The following is a 19,538-nucleotide window of genomic DNA, read 5'->3' on the forward strand; positions in this document are numbered from 1 at the left end:
ATGACCGACGAGGCGCAGGACTTCGAGCCGGGCGGCCCCGCCGTACCGCAGACCCGCACCGCCCGCCACCGCCGGATCGTGGACATCCTCAACCGGCAGCCGGTGCGGTCCCAGAGCCAGCTCGCCAAACTCCTCGCGGACGACGGGCTGAGCGTCACCCAGGCGACGCTCTCCCGCGACCTCGACGAGCTGGGCGCGGTCAAGATCCGCAACACCGGCGGCGAGCTGATCTACGCGGTGCCCAGCGAGGGGGGCTTTCGCACGCCCAAGGCACCGCTCGGCGAATCGGCGAAGGAGGAGCGGATGCGCCGGCTGTCCGCGGAACTCCTCATCTCCGCGGAGGCCTCCGCCAACCTCGTGGTCCTGCGCACGCCGCCCGGCGCGGCCCAGTTCCTGGCCTCGGCCATCGATCAGGCCGAACTGCACGACATCCTCGGCACGATCGCGGGTGACGACACCCTGATGCTGATCAGCCGCGACCCCTCGGGCGGACAGGCGCTGGCCGCGCATCTGCTGCGGCTCGCCCAGAACGACCACCGCTGACGGGAGTCGGGGGCCCCGGCCCCCAACTCCCTTCAGCGGCAGGCTGGTTCAGTAGCGCGTGAGGGCCGTCGGGCCGTGCGCCGTGCCGATCGCGATGTGCGGGGCGCGCGCGGGGTCGGCCCACCGCAGGACGCGTTCCATCGCCTCGGCGGGCACCGACACACAACCCGCCGTCGCGCCGCGCCCGTTGACGTGCAGAAAGATCCCGGCGCCGCGGCCGTGCACGGGCCGCCAGTAGTTGAAGCCGATGACGAGCGCCCGGGCGTACTGGCTCGCGTACGCCGTCAGATGCTCCGACTCGCCCGCCCGGCAGTCCCGGGGCAGCCCCTCCACCCAGCGGTTGTAGGCCCGCGACGCGTTGTCCTCGCACCACCAGGACCGCCCGGTGGCCCGCCGGTAGGGGTAGCGGGTGCCGGAGGGCGCCGCCGCCACGCCGAAGGCGTACGGCAGCGGGTAGAGGCCGGTCGGCGTGGTGTCGGTGCCCTGCACCCGGGACGCGCCCTCCACCAGTCCCTTCGCCCCGAACCGCGCGGGCGCCGACCCCACCGCGACCCAGCGCCGCCCCCGCCGGTCCCACCAGGTGAGCCGCCCGGTGGTGGAGCCGGGGGCGGGCGCCTCGGCGGTGAGCAGCTGGGTGCCCCCGCCGGTGTCGGCCAGCCGTTCGGGCAGCGGGGCCTCGTGGGCGGGGACGGCGAGCGGGATCAGCAGGGACGCGAGGAGCACGGCGGCGATGCGCATGCTCCGGACCGTATGCCCTGGCGCGCGGCCGGGCCGCCCGAACCGGCCGGAGTTGCTCCGTACGCGGGACCCGCCCGGACCGGCCGTAACCGGCCGGGTTCAGACCGCGCGCTTGGGGAGCGGCAGCGGCAGGCCCGGCAGGCCGTCGATGCTGGCGGCGATGTGGTCCTTCTTCTCGAAGTACGCGCTCAGACTGTCGTCGTCCTCCCGCGCGAACCGCTTGGCGTGCAGATCGCGGTCCTCGTCGTAGGACAGGAACGGCACCGCGTAACCGCAGGTGTCGCGGACGAGTTCGGCGGTGACGACGATGATGGCGCGCAGGCCGTGCGGGCTCGGGTCGATGGCGGTGAAGTGGCCGAGGAGCTCCTCGAAGCGCGGGTCGTCACGGAAGACGGGCTCGCCCCTGCCGTGGACGCGCACGATGTTCGGCGGCCCCTGGAAGGCGCACCACATCAGGGTGATGCGGCCGTTCTCGCGCAGGTGCGCGATGGTCTCGGCGTTGCTTCCGGCGAAGTCGAGGTAGGCCACGGTCCGTTCGTCGAGCACGGCGAACGAACCGGCGAGGCCCTTGGGGGAGAGGTTGATGGTGCCTTCGCCGTCGAGCGGGGCGGTGGCGGTGAAGAAGACGTGCTGCTCCTCGATGAAGGTGCGCAGCCGTCCGTCTATGCGTTCGTGAGTCTTTCCCATGCACAGGATTGTCCGCCCGTGGAGCCCGTCGGCGTAAGGAAGCGCGTTGACAGAACATACGGAGCCTTGCATAGTTATGCCTAACGCTGGATCGCCGCCAGGCGCGACCTCCGGCAAGCGCGACTCGTTATACGCCCGCCTCCCCGTTCCTCCGCGGCGGGGAGGCGGCCGCACATCCACTTCTGAGGAGCTTGAGCTGTGAGCAGCAACAACGGTGACGTACGGCTCTGGGGCGCCCGGTTCGCCGACGGTCCCGCCGAGGCGCTGGCGAAGCTGTCCGCATCGGTCCACTTCGACTGGCGGCTCGCCCCGTACGACATCGCCGGCTCCCGCGCCCACGCCCGGGTGCTCCACACGGCGGGCCTGCTCACCGCGGACGAACTCCAGCGCATGATCGAGGGCCTCGACCAGTTGGAGAGCGACGTCGCCGACGGGTCCTTCGTCGGCACCGTCGCCGACGAGGACTGCCACACCGCCCTGGAGCGCGGCCTCCTGGAGCGGCTCGGCGCCGAGCTCGGGGGCAAGCTGCGGGCCGGCCGGTCCCGCAACGACCAGGTGGCCACGCTCTTCCGGATGTACCTGCGCGACCACGCCCGCACCATCGGGGGCCTGATCGCCGAACTCCAGGACGCCCTGGTCGGGCTCGCCGAGGCGCACCCGGACGTCGCGATGCCGGGCCGCACCCACCTCCAGCACGCCCAGCCGGTGCTCTTCGCCCACCATGTGCTGGCCCACGCCCAGGCCCTGTCCCGGGACGCCGAGCGGCTGCGGCAGTGGGACGAGCGGACCGCGGTCTCGCCGTACGGCTCCGGCGCGCTCGCGGGGTCCTCGCTCGGTCTCGACCCGGAGGCGGTCGCCGCCGACCTCGGCTTCGAGCACGGCTCGGTCGGCAACTCCATCGACGGCACGGCCTCGCGGGACTTCGTCGCCGAGTTCGCCTTCATCACCGCGATGATCGGCGTCAACCTGTCGCGGATCGCCGAGGAGATCATCATCTGGAACACGAAGGAGTTCTCCTTCGTGACGCTGCACGACGCCTTCTCGACCGGCTCGTCGATCATGCCGCAGAAGAAGAACCCGGACATCGCCGAGCTCGCACGGGGCAAGTCGGGCCGGCTTATCGGCAACCTCACCGGGCTGATGGCGACCCTGAAGGCGCTTCCCCTGGCGTACAACCGGGACCTCCAGGAGGACAAGGAGCCGGTCTTCGACTCCTGCGACCAGCTGGAGCTGCTGCTGCCCGCCTTCACCGGCATGATGGCGACGCTCACCGTGCACCGCGAGCGGATGGAGGAGCTGGCCCCGGCCGGCTTCTCGCTCGCCACCGACATCGCCGAGTGGCTGGTCAAGCGGGGCGTGCCCTTCCGGGTCGCGCACGAGGTCGCCGGTGAGTGCGTCAAGGAGTGCGAGGCGCACGGCATCGAGCTCGACCAGCTCACCGACGAACAGTTCGCGAAGATCTCCGAGCATCTGACCCCCGAGGTCCGTACCGTCCTCAACGTCAAGGGCGCGCTCGCCTCGCGCAGCGGGCGCGGCGGCACGGCGCCCTCGGCCGTGGCCGTCCAGCTCGCGGAGGTCAAGGCGGACCTGGCCGTCCAGCACGCATGGGCGACCGCGAAGAAGTAAGGCCCACACGCCCGCGGCCGACGAGCCCAGGTGAGACACTCATGTCTCACCTGGGCTAGAGTTGTCTCATGACCGTGGACCGAGACCAGGTACTCCGCACCGCCGCCGCCCTCCTCACCCGCAAGGCCACCGCCACCATGGACGAGGTGGCCCGGGCCGCCGGCATCGGGCGCGCCACCCTGCATCGCCACTTCGCCGGCCGCGAGGCCCTGGTCAGAGCGCTCGAAGAGCTGGGCATCCGCGAGCTGGAGGCCGCCCTCGACGGCGCCCGGCTCGACGAGGACGCGGCCGGCGACGCACTGCGCCGCCTGGTCGGCGAGGTGGAGCCGGTCGCGGGGCTGCTCGCCTTCCTCGTCACCGAGAACCAGCTCTTCGAGGGCGAGGAGATGCACGAGGGCTGGGCCCGCATCGACGCCCGGATCTCGGCGCTGTTCCGGCGCGGCCAGGAACAGGGCGAGTTCCGCATCGACCTCACCCCCGCCTGGCTCACCGAGGCGCTGTACGGGCTGATCGGCTCCGGCGCCTGGGCTGTGCAGGACGGCCGGGTCGCCGCCAAGGACTTCCAGTACATGATCGTCGAGTTGCTGCTCGGCGGCGCACGGCGGAGCGTGGAGAAGTGACCGCAACCGATCGGCGGGCCCCCCAGGCCGTCGGCCCGATGGGCCGCTGGCTCGCGCTCGCGGTGCTCGTACTCGCCGTACTGCTCGTCGCCGTGGACGCGACCGTGCTCGGCCTCGCCACGCCCTTCCTCAGCGAGGACCTCAAGCCGACCGGCACCCAGCTGCTGTGGATCGGCGACGTCTACTCGTTCGTCATCGCCGGCCTGCTCGTCTCCATGGGCAGCCTCGGCGACCGCATCGGACGCAAGAGGCTGCTGCTCCTGGGCGCCGTCGCGTTCGGCGCGGTGTCCGTGCTCAACGCCTACGCGTCGAGCCCCGAGATGATGATCCTGGCCCGGGCGCTGCTCGGCGTCGCGGGCGCGACCCTGATGCCCTCCACGCTGGCCCTGATCCGCAACATCTTCCACGACCCCCGCGAACGCAGCCTCGCCGTCGGCATCTGGGGCGCGGCCGCCTCCGCGGGCGCCGCGGTCGGGCCGGTCGTCGGCGGGTTCCTCCTGGAGAACTTCTGGTGGGGCTCGGTCTTCCTCATCAACCTGCCGGTGATGGCGGTCCTGGTGCTGGTCGGCATCAAGCTGCTCCCCGAGTCCCGCGACCCGGACCCGGGGCCCTGGGACCTCATCAGCGTCGGGCTCTCCCTGGTCGGCATGGTCGCCGTGGTGTACGCGGTGAAGGAGGCGGCGGTCGAGGGGTTCCGCTGGGACATCCTCGGCGCGGGCCTGCTCGGTATCGGCGCGCTCGTGTGGTTCGTACGCCGCCAGCGCACGCTCGCCTCGCCACTCCTGGACATCCGGCTCTTCCACCACCGGGGCTTCTCCGGGGCGGTCCTCGCCGATCTGCTGACCATCCTCGGCCTGTCGGGCCTGGTCTTCTTCCTCTCCCAGTTCCTCCAACTCGTCCAGGAACGCTCGCCGTTGCAGGCCGGGCTCATCGAACTGCCCGCCGCCGTCGGGGCGGTGGGGGCCGGGCTCGCGGCCGGCACGATCGCCCGGCGGGCCTCCGTGCGCAGCGCGGTCGCCGGCGGGCTCGCGGCGGTCGGCCTCGCGCTGGCCGCGTGCGTTCTGCTCGGCGCCGACACGAACGTGCTCTCCCTGGGGGTCGCGCTGTTCGTGGGCGGCCTCGGGGCGGGCCTCGCCTTCACGGTGACGGCGGACGTCATCCTGTCCAGCGTGCCCAAGGAGCAGGCGGGGGCGGCCTCCGCGGTCTCCGAGACGGCGTACGAGCTGGGCGCGGCGCTCGGCATCGCGCTGCTCGGGTCCGTGGTGACCGGGATCTACCGGGGGTTCCAGGCGCCCGCCGGCGTGCCCGCGGACGTCGCGGCGGAGGCGCACGACTCGCTCGGCGGGGCGGTGGAGGCGGCGTCCCGCCTGCCGGCCGACCAGGCGCAGGCGATGCTCGCGGCGGCGCGGGACACGTTCACCCAGGGGTTTCAGGCGGCGGCGGCCGTGGGGGCGGGGGTGCTGTTCGCCACTGCGCTGGCGGCGTGGTTCCTGCTGCGCGGGCAGCGCCTGGCGGAGGGTCTGGAGCACCCCTGACGCTGTTTCAGCTCCGCTGAGGTGGCTCGGCTGCGCCGGTGCTGGGGGCTGAGGCCGGGGGTGCTGTTCGGGTGCGGGTCCGTGGTGGCTGGTCGCGCAGTTCCTCGCGCCCCTGAGGGGGTTGGGGGGTGTTGTTTGGGTGCCGGTGTGTGGTGGCTGGTCGCGCAGTTTCCCGCGCCCCTGGGGGAGTTGGGGTGCTGCGCGAGCAGCCGCAGGGGCCGGGGGCCCCCGGGTCAGGCGGCCTTGGCCTTCGTGGCGTACATGTCCACGTACTCCTGGCCCGACAGCCGCATGACCTCCGCCATCACGGAATCCGTCACGGCCCGCAGCACGTACCGGTCCCGATCCATCCCCTCGTACCGGGAGAACTCCATCGGCTCACCGAAACGCACCGTGACCTTGCCCGGCCGGGGCATCCCCGCCCCGCCCGGCTGGAGCTTGTCCGTGCCGACCATCGCGAAGGGGACGACGGGCGCACCCGTCATCAGGGTGAGCCGCGCGACGCCCGTGCGGCCGCGGTACAGGCGGCCGTCGGGGGAGCGGGTGCCCTCCGGGTAGATGCCGAACATCTGCCCGTTCTCCAGCACCCGGCGGCCCGTCATCAGCGCGGCCACCCCGCCGTTCGCACCGTCCCGGTCGACCGGGATCATGCCGACGCCCGTGAAGAACCACGCCATGAGGCGGCCCTTGAGGCCCTTGCCGGTGACGTACTCGTCCTTGCCGATGAAGGACACCTGCCGGTCGCACACGATGGGCAGCACGATCGAGTCGATGAACGTCACGTGGTTGCCGGCGAGGATCACTGGACCGGTGCCCGGGATGTTCTCGGCGCCCTCCACCTGTGGGCGGAACATCAGGCGCATGATCGGACCGAGCACTGCCTTGATGAGCGCGAAGCGGGACAACGGGCCCTCCGGGGTCGTCTGTCTGGGGTCGGATGTGTCGGTGCAGGTGAGGACGATACTCGCGGGTCACCGCTGATCGCACATCGGGTTCACGAAGTGGATACGCGCTGTTGACATGTGTTTGCGCCGCGTTCGGCCCGCGTTGGTCCCCGGGTACCCCCGAATCATCCCGCTTTTCAGGTGGGTCCGCCTACGCTCGACTTCCGCTTCGACAGAACTGACGACCGAGGAGTGTCCATGACTGAGGGTGAGCGGATGAGCCCCGCGCGGCGCAGCGTGCTGGGAGCGGCGGGCGCGGCCGTACTCGGCGCCGCGGCGGCCGGGCTCCCGGCCGCACCGGCCTCGGCCGCGCCGCGCCGAGGCCAGGACCCGTCCGCCTACCGCGACCTGCCCGTCCCGTACGTCATCGGGCACCGCGGCACCGCCGGATACCGGCCCGAGCACACGCTCGGCTCCTATCAGCACGCCCTCGACCTCGGCGCCCACGTCATCGAGCAGGACGTGGTGCCCACCAAGGACGGCCACCTGGTCTGCCGCCACGAGAACGACATCTCGGCGACGACCGACGTGTCCGACCACCCCGAGTTCGCCTCCCGCAGGACCACCAAGAGCGTGGACGGGGTCGCGGTCACGGGCTGGTTCACCGAGGACTTCACGCTCGCCGAGCTGAAGACGCTGCGGGCCAAGGAGCGCATCCCGGCCAACCGTCAGCGCAACACGCTGTACGACGGCCGCTGGGACGTGCCCACCCTGGAGGAGGTGCTGCGCTGGGCGCAGGAGCAGGGCCGCCGCCTGGGCCGCCGGATCTGGCTGCACTGCGAGACCAAGCACCCCACGTACTTCCGCGGTATCGGCCTGCCCCTGGAGGACCGGCTCGCCGCGCTGCTGCGCCGCTACGGACGCCATCGCGCCGACTCGCCGCAGTTCCTGCAGTCCTTCGAGCCGAGCAGCATCCAGCGGCTGTCCCGCCTCGTCGACACGCCCTCGGTGGTGTTGCTCTCCAACGCGGGCACCAGGCCCTGGGACTTCGTGGCGGCCGGCGACCCGCGCACCGTCGACGACCTGGTGAAGCCCGCGGGCCTGCGGTGGATCGCCTCCTTCGCGCAGGGCATCGGCCCGACCCTGGACCTGATCATCCCCAAGGACGCGGACGGGAGGCTGACCCGGCCCACCACCCTCGTACGGGACGCGCACGCGCGCGGCCTGATCCTGCACCCGTACACGATGCGCAACGAGAACACCTTCCTGCCCGCCGACTTCCGGCGCGGCAGCGACCCCAACGCCTACGGGGACGCGTTCGGCGCGTTCCGGACGTATTTCGCGACCGGCATCGACGCGGTGTTCTCCGACAACGCGGACACCGCGCTGCTCGCCGCGGCCGACTTCCGGGCCCGCTGAGGCACCACCCCGTACGAGTGAGAAGCGTCCGCCGCGGAAACCGGACCCCGCGGCGGACGCGTCCCGCCGGGCATGGATCTCGTCACTGAGCTCAGCCCCCTCCTCGCCGCCGAGGCCGCGGCGGAGGCCCCCGGCACCGGGGTGGACGCCGCCGACCTCGAACAGGCCGTCTGGCTGCGGCTGTTGGAGGAGCGGCCCCCGCATCCCCAGGCCCGGGCGCGCTGGGTGCGCAGCGCCGTACGGGCCGAGGCGCGCCGGGCCCGCCGGCTGCGGCGCCGGGAGAGCCCGTACGCCGGCGCGCCGGCCGCCGACCCGGGCCCCGGGCCCGAACTCGCCGCCCTCAGCGCCGAGCGGCGCCGCATCCTGCACGCCGCGGTCGGCCGCACCCCGGGGAACTGCCCCCGTCTGCTGACGGCGCTGCTGTCCCCGAAGGACCCCACCTACCGGGAAATCGCAGGGGAGTTGGATATCTCACAGGGGAGCCTGGGGCCGATGCGTTCCCGATGCCTGGGATGCCTGCGCAGAATGCTGGCGGCGGAGGTTGCCGCTCCTGAACGCGGGGGAAAGGAGCGGTAGACAATCGGGGACCAGTTGAGCGAGAGGCATGCACACATGGGCATGAGCGTGACCATCTCTGCGGCCGGCGCACAGGATGCCGAGCAGATACTGAAGTTGCAGTACCTGTGCTACCAGAGCGAGGCCGAGCTCTACGGCGACTACTCGATCCAGCCCCTGACCCAGACCCTCGAAGAGCTGAGGGCCGAACTCTCCACGGGATACGCCCTGGTGGCCCGGCTCGGTGACGAGATCGTGGCCTCGGTGCGCGGACGGGTGGACGAGTCGGGCACCGGCCGCATCGACAAGCTCATCGTGCACCCGCGGATGCGGGGCCACGGCCTGGGCGGCCGGCTGCTGGACGCCATCGAGGCCCACTTCGCGGCCCGGCTCGACGCCAAGCGCTTCCAGCTGTTCACCGGCCACCGCAGCGAGTCCAACCTGCGGCTCTACCGCAGGCACGGCTACGCGACCGTGGCCACCCGGGCCGTGAGCGGGCGCCTGTCCCTGATCACCCTCGAAAAGGACGCGGCCGCCGAGGAGTTCGTCGCCAGCGCCTGACGAACCGGGTCCGACGAACCGGGCCAGACGAACCGGCGCCCGGTGCCTAGCGCTTGTTGCGCCGCAGCCAGAGCATGCCGAGGACGGGCAGGATCACCGGGATGAACAGATAGCCCATGCCGTAGTCCGACCACACGGTGGCGTCGGGGAAGGCGGAGGCGTCCGCCAGGGTCCAGGTGCCGACGACCAGGACGAAGAGGAGTTCCGCCGCGCAGCACACCATGGCTGCCCGGCGGGCCCTCTCGCCGCCGCGCACCAGCGAGTACGTGATGAAGCCGTACACGCAGGCCGCGATCGCGGACAGGACGTATGCCAGCGGGGCCTTGCCGAAGTCCATGATCATCTGGACGATCGAGCGGGACGCCGCGGCCACGGTGAAGACGCCGTAGAACCAGAGGAGCACCCGGCCGGGCCCGGAGCCCAGCTTCTCGGCGGGCGTGGTGTCCGTGGCGGACTCGGTCATGGTCAGCCTCCCCAGATGTCGTAGAGACGCACTTCGAGCACGGCGAGGACCACGGCCCCCGCGGACACCGTCACCGAGCCCCACTTGGTCCGCTCCGAGAGCGAGAGGAAGCCCGCCGCCGGGACGGCCGCGAACGCTCCGGCCAGATACGCGATGAAGATCGCGACGCCCTGCTCGGGCCGCTCGCCCCGGCCGAGCTGCACGAGCCCGACGACCAGCTGGGCCAGCGCCAGGACGGCGACCACGGCCATGCCGATGAAGTGCCAGTCCTTGGTGGGCTGGTCCCGGTAGGCGGCGTAACCGCACCAGGCAGCGAGGGCGAGCGCGGCGGCGGCGACCGCGACCGTCAGGGCATCGAGCATGGGGTCGAGGGTATTACGGGCCGAAAGGCCCGATGCGCTCACCCCCGCCCCTCGTCCGGCGGACGCGCGGCCGACCGGGCCGCGGGCGGGGCGGCCGTGGCCTTGACCACAGTGCACCGGGTCGGCGGGCACGCCACCGACCCGGCGGCCGGGGGTCCGGCGGCCTTGTCTCCGCAGGCCGGCGTGGGTGGATCAGGGGTCGTCGCGGCGGAGGGACGCCGTCCGCATCGCAGTCCAAGAGTGTCCGGTATACGGACATCGCTGATCCGTCCCCGACCGGTTCTGCTTTACTTGCGACATGACCACGACGAGCAGCCGCACCCTTGCGACCGAGGCGATGACGACGCCCGGTGCTCGTTGTATGTGTCGAATGTGCGCCTTCTGAGGGCCCCCGCCTGAGCCTCGCGCCCCGAAGCGAGACCACGACGGCCGCGCCCGGATCCGTACCCACCCCACGGAACCGGCCCGCCCCCGCGCACACCGTGCCCCCGGTATCCACCGATGAGGCCGAGCCGCGCCCCGAACACGTTTGCCCCGTGCCCGGCATACCCCGCGCCGCGCACTCGACAGTGACGGAAATCCTGTGATCACCACAATGGGCCTGACCAAGGTCTACCAGTCGCGCGGCCGAGACGTCACCGCGCTCGACGGCGTCGACCTGCACGTCCGCGAGGGCGAGGTGTACGGCGTCATCGGCCAGAGCGGCGCCGGCAAGTCCTCCCTCATCCGCTGCGTCAACCTCCTGGAGCGCCCCACGTCCGGCACGGTGACCGTCGACGGCGTCGACCTCACCGCGCTCGCCGGACGCGGACGCCGGGCCGGCAAGGACCTGCGCCGGGCCCGCTCCCGCATCGGCATGGTCTTCCAGCACTTCAACCTGCTGTCCTCGCGCACCGTGCGGGACAACGTCGAGCTGCCCCTGGAGATCCTCGGGGTCTCCGGCAAGGAGCGCTCCCGCAAGGCCCTCGAACTGCTCGACCTGGTGGGCCTCGCCGACAAGGCGCGGGCCTACCCGGCGCAGCTCTCCGGCGGCCAGAAGCAGCGCGTCGGCATCGCCCGCGCCCTGGCCGGCGACCCGAAGGTGCTGCTCTCCGACGAGGCGACCAGCGCGCTCGACCCCGAGACCACGCGCTCGATCCTCCAGCTGCTGCGCGACCTCAACCAGCAGCTCGGCCTCACCGTCCTGCTCATCACGCACGAGATGGACGTCGTCAAGACGATCTGCGACTCGGCCGCGCTGATGCAGAAGGGCCGCGTCGTCGAGTCCGGCACCGTCGGTGAGCTGCTCGCGACCCCGGGCTCGCAGCTGGCCGCCGAGCTGTTCCCGGTGACCGGCGAGGCCACCGGGCCCGAGCGCACCGTCATCGACGTGACCTTCCACGGCGAGTCCGCCACCCAGCCGGTCGTCTCCCAGCTGGCCCGGACCTACAACATCGACATCTCCATCCTCGGCGCCGCCATGGACACCGTCGCGGGCCGCCAGATCGGCCGGATGCGGATCGAACTGCCCGGCCGCTACGAGGACAACGTCGTCCCGGTCGGATTCCTGCGCGAGCAGGGCCTCCAGGTGGACGTCGTCGACGAGAGCGTCGTGACCGACGGCCAGGCGCTCGACCTGGTCAAGGAAGGTGCCAAGTGAGCTGGTCGGAAATGCAGCCGCTGCTGTCCCAGGGAACCTACGACAGCCTGTACATGGTGCTGTGGGCGACCGTCGTCACCATCGGCCTCGGGCTGCCGCTCGGCGTGCTGCTCGTGCTCACCGACAAGGGCGGGCTGCTCCAGAACCGCCCGGTGAACAAGGTCGTCGGCGTCATCGTGAACATCGGCCGCTCGCTGCCCTTCATCATCCTGCTGATCGCCCTGATCCCGTTCACCACCTGGGCCGTCGGCACCTTCATCGGCCCCAGCGCCATGATCGTGCCGCTGTCCATCGGCGCCATCCCGTTCTTCGCGCGGCTCGTCGAGACCGCGGTGCGCGAGGTCGACCACGGGCTCGTGGAGGCCGTGCAGTCCATGGGCGGCGGCATTCCCACCATCGTGTGGAAGGTGCTGCTCCCGCAGGCGCTGCCCTCCCTCGTCTCGGCGGCCACCACCACCGTGATCACGCTGGTCGGCTACTCCGCGCTCGCCGGCGCGGTCGGCGGCGGCGGCCTCGGCTCGGTCGCCATCACCTACGGCTACCAGCGCTTCGAGACCAATTTCATGCTCATCACGGTCGCCGTCCTGATCGTGATCGTCACCGTGGTCCAGCTGCTCGGTGACGGCGCCGTCCGCCTCCTCGCCCGGCGCGGCCGGACCTCCTGAACGTATCTCCCCAAGCCCGCACTCCTTGTCCGGGCGTCCCACCGCACCACCAGAAAGAGGCACTTTTCGTGCGTAAGAACACCAAGATCACCGCTGCCGCCCTCGTCACCGGCGCCCTCGCCGTCGGCCTCACCGCCTGCGGCTCCTCCTCCGACCCGAAGACCGGCGGCAAGGCCGACGAATCCAAGGCGCTCGTCGTCGCCGCGTCCCCGACGCCGCACGCCGACATCCTGAAGTTCGTCAAGGACAACCTGGCGGCCAAGGCCGGACTCAAGCTGGAGGTGAAGGAGTTCACGGACTACGTCCTGCCGAACACCGCCACCGAGCAGGGCCAGGTCGACGCCAACTTCTTCCAGCACAAGCCCTACCTGGACGACTTCAACAAGAAGAACAACACCCACATCGTGCCGGTCGTCGACGTGGAGCTGGAGCCGCTCGGCGTCTACTCCCACAAGGTCAAGTCCTTGGGGGACCTCGCCTCCGGCCAGACCGTCGCCGTGCCGAACGACACCACCAACGAGGGCCGCGCCCTCCAACTCCTCGCCGCCAACGGTGTGATCACCCTGAAGGACGGCGCCGGCGCCGGCGCCAAGCTCTCGGACATCAAGGACGCCAAGGGCCTGAAGTTCAAGGAGCTGGAGGCCGCCACGCTGCCCCGCGCCCTCAACGACGTGGACGCCGCCGTCATCAACGGCAACTACGCGATCGAGGCGAACCTGAAGCCCTCCAAGGACGCCCTCGCCCTGGAGAAGGCCGACGGCAACCCCTACGCCAACTTCCTCGCCGTCAAGCAGGGCAACGAGAACGACCCGCGCGTCCAGAAGCTCGCCAAGCTCCTGAACTCCGACGAGGTCAAGAAGTTCATCACCGACAAGTACGCGGGCTCCGTCGTCCCGGCGTTCGGCCCCGCCAAGTAGCCCTGGCGGTACGGCAGTACGAAGGCCCCGGACACCCCGTCAGGTGTCCGGGGCCTTCGCCGCTGCGGCCACCCGGCCATGCGCGCCGGGGCCCCCATGCTGCATGCTGTGCCTTTACGGTCCCTTATAGGTTCACGGGCCACGGAGGACGCGGGGCCTCCCCGGCCCCCACGGCGGTCCACGGCATGGAGCGGCACATGACTTCCCCCTTTCCGGTGCTCCCGGACATCTCCATCAGCACGGACCGCCTGGTGATGCGCCCCTTCGAGGACGCCGACGGCCCCGCGCTCATCGAGATGATGAACGACGAGCAGGTCGTCGCCTGGACCTCGGCGCCCCACCCGTACACGGCCCGGGACGCCGACGCCTGGATCCGCCGCCTCGCCCCGCGCGAGCGCACCGAGGGCCGAGGAATCGTTCTGGCGGTCACCGAGTTCCTCACCCAGCGCCTCGTCGGCATCGTCCACCTCAAGAACACCGACTGGCGCACCCTGGCCACCGAGGTCGGCTACGTGGTGGCGCCCTGGGCGCGCGGCGAGGGCTACGCCACCGAGGCCGTGCTCGCCACCGCCCAGTGGCTGTTCAGGGACCTGCGCTTCGAGCGTCTCGAACTGCGCACCGCCGCCGACAACACCGCGTCCCAGCAGGTCGCCCAGAAGATCGGCTGCATCAGTGAAGGGGTGCTGCGCAACGCGTGGATAGCGCGTACGCAGACCGAGGACGGCGGCTGGACGGACATCCGCACCGACCTCATCGTGTGGAGCCTGCTCCCCGAGGACCTCGACGGCATGGCCGACCAGCCGGCCGAGGCCGGCTACGCCTCCTACACCGACTGGAACTGAAACCGCCCGCACCGATCCGGCGACCGGCCCTCGGCGGCGGACGCGCCCCCGGGGCGGAGCTACCCTCGCTGAGTACCCCCGGCACCCCCGCCGCCCCGCCGCGACCCCACCTGGAGACTGACGAAGATGGCCGACCGCGTCACGGTGATCGGCTGGGACGGCTCGCCCCTCACTCCGGCGGCCACCTCCGCGCTCTCCGCGGCCACCCTGGTCGCCGGCGCCGCCCACCACCTCGCGCTCCCCGAGGTCCCGGCCGGCGCCGAGCGCATCCGCCTCGGCAGCGTGAGCCTGGCGGCCCGCCGCATCGCCCGGCACCGCGGCAGCGCGGTCGTCCTGGCCGACGGCGACCCCGGGTTCTTCGGCGTCGTGCGCACCCTGCGCGCCCCTGAACACGGCCTGGAGGTCGAGGTGGTGCCCGCCGTGTCGGCGGTGGCGGCGGCCTTCGCCCGGGCCGGGATGCCCTGGGACGACGCCCGGACCGTCGTCGCCCATCCGCGCACCCTGCGCCGCGCGGTCAACGTCTGCCGCGCGCACCCCAAGGTCGCCGTCCTCACCTCGCCCGGCGCCGGACCGGCCGAACTCGCCCTGCTCCTGGACGGAGTGCACCGCACCTTCGTCATCTGCGAGGAACTCGGCAGCGACCGCGAACAGGTCACCGTCCTCACCTCCGAGAACGCGGCCGACCACGCCTGGCGCGACCCCAACGTGGTCATCGTGCTCGGCGGCGGCCCGGCCGGCGAGGGCGACGGCTGGCTCGCCGGTCCCGCCGCCGGCTACCCCTCCGCGCCGCGCGGCTGGGCGCTGCCCGCCCGCGAGTACGGCGACGGGCTCGGCCCGGGGGAGTCCGCCGATCTGCGCGCCGCCCAACTCGCCCGGCTCGGACCGCGCGTCGGCGACCTCGTCTGGGACATCGGCTGCGGCAGCGGCGCGCTGTCCGCGGAGACGGCCCGCTTCGGCGCCGCGGTCATCGCCGTGGACGCGGACGCGGAGGCCTGTGCGCGCACCGAGGCCGCCGCCCGCCGCTTCGGCGTCCAGATCCAGGTCGTCCGCGGGCGCGCCCCGCACGTCCTCGAATCGCTGCCGGAGCCCGACGTCGTACGCGTCGGAGGGGGCGGCGCCGTCGTCGTGTCGGCGTGCGCCGACCGCAGGCCGGAGCGCATCGTGGCGCACGCGACGACCCGTGACGAGGCGGAGGCCGTGGGGGCGGCGCTGAGCGCCGGCGGGTACGAAGTCGAGTGCGCCCTCCTGCAGTCGGTCGACCTCGACACGAGCGCCTGGTCGGAGCGCGAACGCTCGGTCGCCTTCCTGCTGTCCGGAAGGCGGAAAGAAAGATCCCTGTGACTCCTCCGGCGCGTCGCGGGGGGTAGGCTGGCCGATCGTTGTACCGCACCCGGCCGTTCGGCGCCCAGCTCGCCAAGGGCCGGAGAAGGGGCCCGCTTTGGGACCCGGTCGCGGTACGGCACATCCGGGGGACGCGCAACGTGGCGCAGCCCACACGTTCCGTGGCCGGGACCGACCGCCACGGCCGCGGAGGCCCGCGACAATGCATGGTGTCGTTGATGCCTGCGGGCCGCTCGCAACCGTGCGGCGCACGCGTTCCGGGCGACGGGTGCCTCACGCGTCCCGCGTGTGCGGCCCCGGGCGCAGGCCGAAGGAGCACTACAGATGGGCGAGGGGTACGCATGACTGACACCGGCCAGGTCCCGGGCGAGGGACTGCCGGAGAACGCAGGCATGGTGGAACAGCCGGGCGTCCCCGCTCCCGGCGCCTACACCTTCCTCGACCCCTCCGAGAACGTTGCGGACGACGACGATCTGCTCCTGATGCCGGGCGCCCAGGGCGCCTGGATCGACCCGCAGTCCGCGCCCGCCCCCGTCATGGCCCAGGTGCCGTCCGCGCCCGGCCAGGCCGAGCCCGGTACCCACGAGAGCGGCGGCCGCGACACCGGCTCGGTCGATCTGGGCGGCGTGCGCGCCGCGCAGACGCCCGCCGGCGCGACCCCGCCGCCGAACCGCCGCCCGCTGCACCTCGGTCCGCAGGTCCCGGACGCCTCCGCCGGCGTCGTACGCTCCCTCGCCGACCGGGGCCCGGCAGGCGCTCCCGTGAACCCGGCGCCCGCCCGTACCCAGGGGCCGCCGACCACCGGCCCCGAGTACCTGGACATCCCGCGCGACGAGGCCGGCGCCCAGCTTCCGGGGCCGCAGCTCGGTGAGTACCCGCCGCAGCCCGGGATGGCATGGACGCCTCAGCAGCGTTCCGCGCCCCACGCGTCACTCGACACACCCATGCCCTCTGCAGAAACGGTCGTCCCGGAGGACTTCGCGCCGCAGGCCGTGGCGGCGCAACCCGCTGCCGACCACGTGGCCCAGCAGCCCGCGCTCCTCGTGGACCAGCTCGTCGCCCAGCAGGCGGCCCATGCCCGGCCCGCGCCGCAGCAGCCCGGACAGCCGCAGCCGGTCGGCCAGTTCGTGCCGGTCGAGGGCGCGGTGCCGGCCGGCCCGCACCTCGCGCCCGCCGCCGATGGCGGTCCCGGGGAGGCCGCGCCCGCGCCGGACGCCCCCGAGGCGCCCCTCGCGCAGGACGTGCCGCAGCCGTCGGCCGAACCGGCCGGCCCGTCCGCCGAGCCCGCCGCCGCGATCGCCGAGCAGCACGTACCGGTGGCCGGGACGGACGCCCCGGCGCCCGAGCCGCAGGCGGCCGTCGCCGCCGGGAGCGCGGCCCCGATCGCCGTCGAGCCCGAGCAGGCCGTCGCCGGTGAGGCCCCGGCTGCCGAGGTGGCGCAGGCCGACGCCGTCCCTGCCGAGCAGGCCACGGCCCAGCCCGTCGCCGAACAGCCCGCTCCCGAGCCCTCGGCCGCGGCGGTGCCCGCGCCCGCCGACCCCGTGGCCGTCGCCGAGCCCGCCCCGGCGGAGCAGCCGGTCGCCCGGCCCGCCGCTATCGAGGCGCCCGTGGCCGCTGAAGCCCCCGTCGCGGAAAGCGCCCCGGCCCAGCCGCTCGTCGCCGAGCCCGTGGCCTTCGAAGCGGCCCCCGCCGTCGCCGAGCCCGAAGTGGCCGAGCCCGCCGGGGAGGCGGCACCGATCGGTGAGGCGGCACAGGTCGCCGAGGCGGCGCCCCTTCCGCAGCAGCCGACGGCTCCCGAGGCCGCCCCCGAGGCCGCGCCCGCCCCCGAGGCCGCCCCCGCCCCCGAGGCCCAGCCCGCCGCCGTGCCGTCGAGCCAGGCCGCCACCCACGTGGCCGTGCCCGTGCCGCAGATCCCCGTCGAGGAGCAGAGCGCGCCGGAGCCGGCCGCCGAGGCCGTGGGCGTACCGCCCCAGGCCCAGCCGGACCAGGCCCAGCCGGTGGCCGACGAGGCCCAGGCCCAGGCCGAGGCCCAGCCCGCCGAGCCCGTCGTCGCGCCGGCCGCCGAAGCACCCCAGGTACCCCAGACCGACGCCCTCGGCACACAGGCGCCGGCCGCCGCTCCCGCCGGGGTGCCCGCGCCCCAGGACGAGCGGCTCGACGTGGTCGCCGCGCCGCACCCCGAGGCCGTGGCCGGGCCCGCAGCCGGGCCGGCCTCCGGGCCCGAGTCGCCCGCGGCCGAGGAGCCCGCCGCCCCCGCCGAGCAGGCGCCCGCCGCCCCGGGGTACGACGACGCCGAACGCGAGGCCGTCCTGCGCGTGATGCGCGAGCGCCGCGACATCCGCAACGGGTTCCGCAGCGACCCGATCCCGCACGAGGTGCTGCTGCGCGTCCTGGAGGCGGCCCACACCGCGCCGTCCGTCGGGCACTCGCAGCCTTGGGACTTCGTGGTCATCCGGTCCGCCGAGACCCGCCGCACCATGCACGAACTCGCCCAGCGCCAGCGCGAGGCGTACGCCAAGTCGCTGCCCAAGGGCCGGGCCAAGCAGTTCAAGGAACTGAAGATCGAGGCGATCCTCGACACCCCGGTGAACATCGTGGTCACCGCGGACCCGACCCGCGGCGGCCGGCACACCCTCGGCCGCTACACGCAGCCGCAGATGGCTCCGTACTCCTCGGCGCTCGCCGTCGAGAACCTGTGGCTCGCCGCGCGCGCCGAAGGCCTCGGCGTCGGCTGGGTCTCCTTCTTCGACGAGCGCGAGATGGTCCGCGCCCTCGGCCTGCCCGAGCACCTCGAAGTCGTGGCCTACCTCTGCGTCGGCTACGTCGACGAGTTCCCGGAGGAGCCCGAGCTGATGCAGGCGGGCTGGTCCAAGCGGCGTCCGCTGTCCTGGGTCGTCCACGAGGAGACGTACGGCCGCCGCGCGCTGCCCGGCGAGGACCCGCACGACCTCCTCCAGGAGACCGTCGCCGGCATCCGCCCGCTCGACGCCAAGGCGCTCGGCGAGGCCTGGGAGCGCCAGAAGCGGATGACCAAGCCGGCCGGCGCGCTCGGCATGCTGGAGATCATCTCCGCCCAGCTGTCCGGGCTTTCGCGCAAGTGCCCGCCACCGATCCCGGAGCCCGCCGCCGTCGCGATCTTCGCCGGCGACCACGGGGTGCACGCCCAGGGCGTCACGCCCTGGCCGCAGGAGGTCACCGGCCAGATGGTCGCCAACTTCCTCGGCGGGGGCGCGGTCTGCAACGCCTTCGCCCATCAGGTGGGTGCCGAGGTCTGTGTCATCGACGTGGGCGTCGCCTCCGAACTCCCGGCCACACCCGGCCTGTTGCCCCGCAAGGTGCGTCCGGGCACCGGCGACATGACGACCGGCCCCGCGATGTCCCGCGAGGAGGCCATCGCCGCCATCGAGGTCGGCATCGAGACCGCCCGCGACCTGGTCGCCGCCGGCAACAAGGCGCTCCTGACCGGTGAGATGGGCATCGCCAACACCACCGTGTCGGCCGCCCTGATCTCCCTCTACACCGGCGTCGACCCGGCCGAGGTCACCGGCCGCGGCACCGGCATCAACGACGAGACGCACGCCCGCAAGGTCGAGGTCGTCCGGCGCGCCCTCGACCTGCACCGGCCCGACCCGGCCGACCCCATCGGCGTGCTCGCCGCGGTCGGCGGCCTCGAGCACGCGGCCCTGGTCGGCTTCCTGCTCGGCGGTGCCTCGCTGCGTACGCCGGTGATCCTGGACGGCGTCAGCACCGGAGCCGCCGCCCTGGTCGCCCGTGCCATCGCCCCCGAGGTGCTGTCCGCCTGCATCGCGGGCCACCGCAGCGCCGAGCCCGGCCATGTCGCGGCCCTCAACAAGCTGGGCCTGCGCCCGCTGGTCGACCTGGACCTGCGCCTCGGCGAGGGCACCGGCGCGCTGCTCGCCCTGCCGGTGGTGCAGAGCGCGGCCCGCGCGATGCACGAGGTCGCCACGTTCGACTCGGCCGGCGTGACCGAGAAGTAGCCCAGGACGGCACGAGCGGGGGGGGGGGGGGGGGGCCGCCCCCCCCCCCCCCCCCCCCCCCCCCCCCCCCCCCCCCCCGGGGGGGGGGGGGGCCGCGCCGGCCCCCGCGGGGGGGGGGGGGGCGCCCCCCCCCCCCGGAGCCG

General features: G+C 73.2%; 18 protein-coding genes. 13 read left to right on the plus strand and 5 right to left on the minus strand.

The window, feature by feature from the left end; translation table 11 throughout:
* On the plus strand, window positions 1-543 hold the full coding sequence (locus ACGF3I_RS17185) for an arginine repressor (RefSeq protein WP_393132724.1): 543 nt from the start codon (window positions 1-3) through the stop codon (window positions 541-543).
* A gap of 48 nt (window positions 544-591) precedes the next feature.
* Here ACGF3I_RS17185 and ACGF3I_RS17190 read toward each other — a convergent pair whose 3' ends face one another.
* Complete coding sequence (locus tag ACGF3I_RS17190) at window positions 592-1,281, minus strand: L,D-transpeptidase (RefSeq protein WP_393132726.1); 690 nt, start codon at window positions 1,279-1,281, stop codon at window positions 592-594.
* A gap of 99 nt (window positions 1,282-1,380) precedes the next feature.
* The gene (locus tag ACGF3I_RS17195) at window positions 1,381-1,968 is read right to left on the minus strand and encodes a pyridoxamine 5'-phosphate oxidase family protein (RefSeq protein WP_393132728.1); all 588 of its coding nucleotides are present in this window, start codon (window positions 1,966-1,968) and stop codon (window positions 1,381-1,383) included.
* 198 nt (window positions 1,969-2,166) lie between these two features.
* Here ACGF3I_RS17195 and argH point away from each other — a divergent pair, with 198 nt between their 5' ends.
* The 3 genes from argH to ACGF3I_RS17210 all read left to right on the plus strand — a co-directional run bounded on the left by argH (window position 2,167) and on the right by ACGF3I_RS17210 (window position 5,749).
* The gene (gene argH, locus ACGF3I_RS17200) at window positions 2,167-3,594 is read left to right on the plus strand and encodes an argininosuccinate lyase (protein ID WP_393132730.1); all 1,428 of its coding nucleotides are present in this window, start codon (window positions 2,167-2,169) and stop codon (window positions 3,592-3,594) included.
* A 68-nt stretch (window positions 3,595-3,662) separates the two neighbouring features.
* Window positions 3,663-4,214, plus strand: coding sequence for a TetR/AcrR family transcriptional regulator (locus ACGF3I_RS17205; RefSeq protein ID WP_393132732.1), 552 nt, complete (start codon window positions 3,663-3,665; stop codon window positions 4,212-4,214).
* Window positions 4,215-4,252: 38 nt separating this feature from the next.
* A complete protein-coding gene (locus ACGF3I_RS17210; RefSeq protein ID WP_393132777.1) occupies window positions 4,253-5,749 on the plus strand; it encodes an MFS transporter in 1,497 nt (498 codons plus the stop codon).
* 233 nt (window positions 5,750-5,982) lie between these two features.
* Here ACGF3I_RS17210 and ACGF3I_RS17215 read toward each other — a convergent pair whose 3' ends face one another.
* Window positions 5,983-6,612, minus strand: a complete 630-nt coding sequence (locus tag ACGF3I_RS17215; protein ID WP_393132779.1) for a lysophospholipid acyltransferase family protein — start codon at window positions 6,610-6,612, stop codon at window positions 5,983-5,985.
* A 279-nt stretch (window positions 6,613-6,891) separates the two neighbouring features.
* On the opposite strand from ACGF3I_RS17215, the gene ACGF3I_RS17220 reads away from it, so the two are divergent.
* The 3 genes from ACGF3I_RS17220 (at window position 6,892) to ACGF3I_RS17230 (ending at window position 9,168) form a co-directional block, all read left to right on the plus strand.
* Window positions 6,892-8,052 carry a glycerophosphodiester phosphodiesterase gene (locus ACGF3I_RS17220; protein WP_393132734.1) on the plus strand — a complete coding sequence of 387 codons (1,161 nt, stop codon included), beginning with the start codon at window positions 6,892-6,894 and terminating at the stop codon, window positions 8,050-8,052.
* A gap of 72 nt (window positions 8,053-8,124) precedes the next feature.
* Window positions 8,125-8,628, plus strand: a complete 504-nt coding sequence (locus ACGF3I_RS17225; RefSeq protein WP_393132736.1) for a sigma-70 family RNA polymerase sigma factor — start codon at window positions 8,125-8,127, stop codon at window positions 8,626-8,628.
* Window positions 8,629-8,664: 36 nt separating this feature from the next.
* Window positions 8,665-9,168, plus strand: coding sequence for a GNAT family N-acetyltransferase (locus ACGF3I_RS17230; RefSeq protein ID WP_393132781.1), 504 nt, complete (start codon window positions 8,665-8,667; stop codon window positions 9,166-9,168).
* A gap of 46 nt (window positions 9,169-9,214) precedes the next feature.
* Here ACGF3I_RS17230 and ACGF3I_RS17235 read toward each other — a convergent pair whose 3' ends face one another.
* Window positions 9,215-9,631, minus strand: coding sequence for a hypothetical protein (locus ACGF3I_RS17235; RefSeq protein ID WP_393132738.1), 417 nt, complete (start codon window positions 9,629-9,631; stop codon window positions 9,215-9,217).
* 2 nt (window positions 9,632-9,633) lie between these two features.
* Window positions 9,634-9,993, minus strand: coding sequence for a hypothetical protein (locus tag ACGF3I_RS17240; protein ID WP_393132740.1), 360 nt, complete (start codon window positions 9,991-9,993; stop codon window positions 9,634-9,636).
* 583 nt (window positions 9,994-10,576) lie between these two features.
* On the opposite strand from ACGF3I_RS17240, the gene ACGF3I_RS17245 reads away from it, so the two are divergent.
* The 6 genes from ACGF3I_RS17245 to cobT all read left to right on the plus strand — a co-directional run bounded on the left by ACGF3I_RS17245 (window position 10,577) and on the right by cobT (window position 19,395).
* Entirely contained in the window at window positions 10,577-11,632 is a 1,056-nt protein-coding gene (locus tag ACGF3I_RS17245) for a methionine ABC transporter ATP-binding protein (RefSeq protein ID WP_393132742.1), read from the plus strand.
* Window positions 11,629-12,297: a methionine ABC transporter permease gene (locus tag ACGF3I_RS17250; protein ID WP_393132744.1), complete on the plus strand. Its 669-nt coding sequence runs from the start codon at window positions 11,629-11,631 to the stop codon at window positions 12,295-12,297. The genes ACGF3I_RS17245 and ACGF3I_RS17250 overlap by 4 nt, the downstream gene beginning before the upstream one ends.
* 68 nt (window positions 12,298-12,365) lie before the next feature.
* On the plus strand, window positions 12,366-13,214 hold the full coding sequence (locus ACGF3I_RS17255) for a MetQ/NlpA family ABC transporter substrate-binding protein (protein ID WP_393132746.1): 849 nt from the start codon (window positions 12,366-12,368) through the stop codon (window positions 13,212-13,214).
* A gap of 185 nt (window positions 13,215-13,399) precedes the next feature.
* Entirely contained in the window at window positions 13,400-14,056 is a 657-nt protein-coding gene (locus ACGF3I_RS17260; RefSeq protein ID WP_393132748.1) for a GNAT family N-acetyltransferase, read from the plus strand.
* 126 nt (window positions 14,057-14,182) lie between these two features.
* A complete protein-coding gene (gene cbiE / locus ACGF3I_RS17265) occupies window positions 14,183-15,397 on the plus strand; it encodes a precorrin-6y C5,15-methyltransferase (decarboxylating) subunit CbiE (protein ID WP_393132750.1) in 1,215 nt (404 codons plus the stop codon).
* 341 nt (window positions 15,398-15,738) lie between these two features.
* A complete protein-coding gene (gene cobT, locus ACGF3I_RS17270; protein ID WP_393132752.1) occupies window positions 15,739-19,395 on the plus strand; it encodes a nicotinate-nucleotide--dimethylbenzimidazole phosphoribosyltransferase in 3,657 nt (1,218 codons plus the stop codon).
* Window positions 19,396-19,538 lie beyond the last annotated feature (143 nt).

Source organism: Streptomyces sp. NPDC048111 (genome assembly GCF_043202815.1).
Taxonomy (GTDB): domain Bacteria; phylum Actinomycetota; class Actinomycetes; order Streptomycetales; family Streptomycetaceae; genus Streptomyces.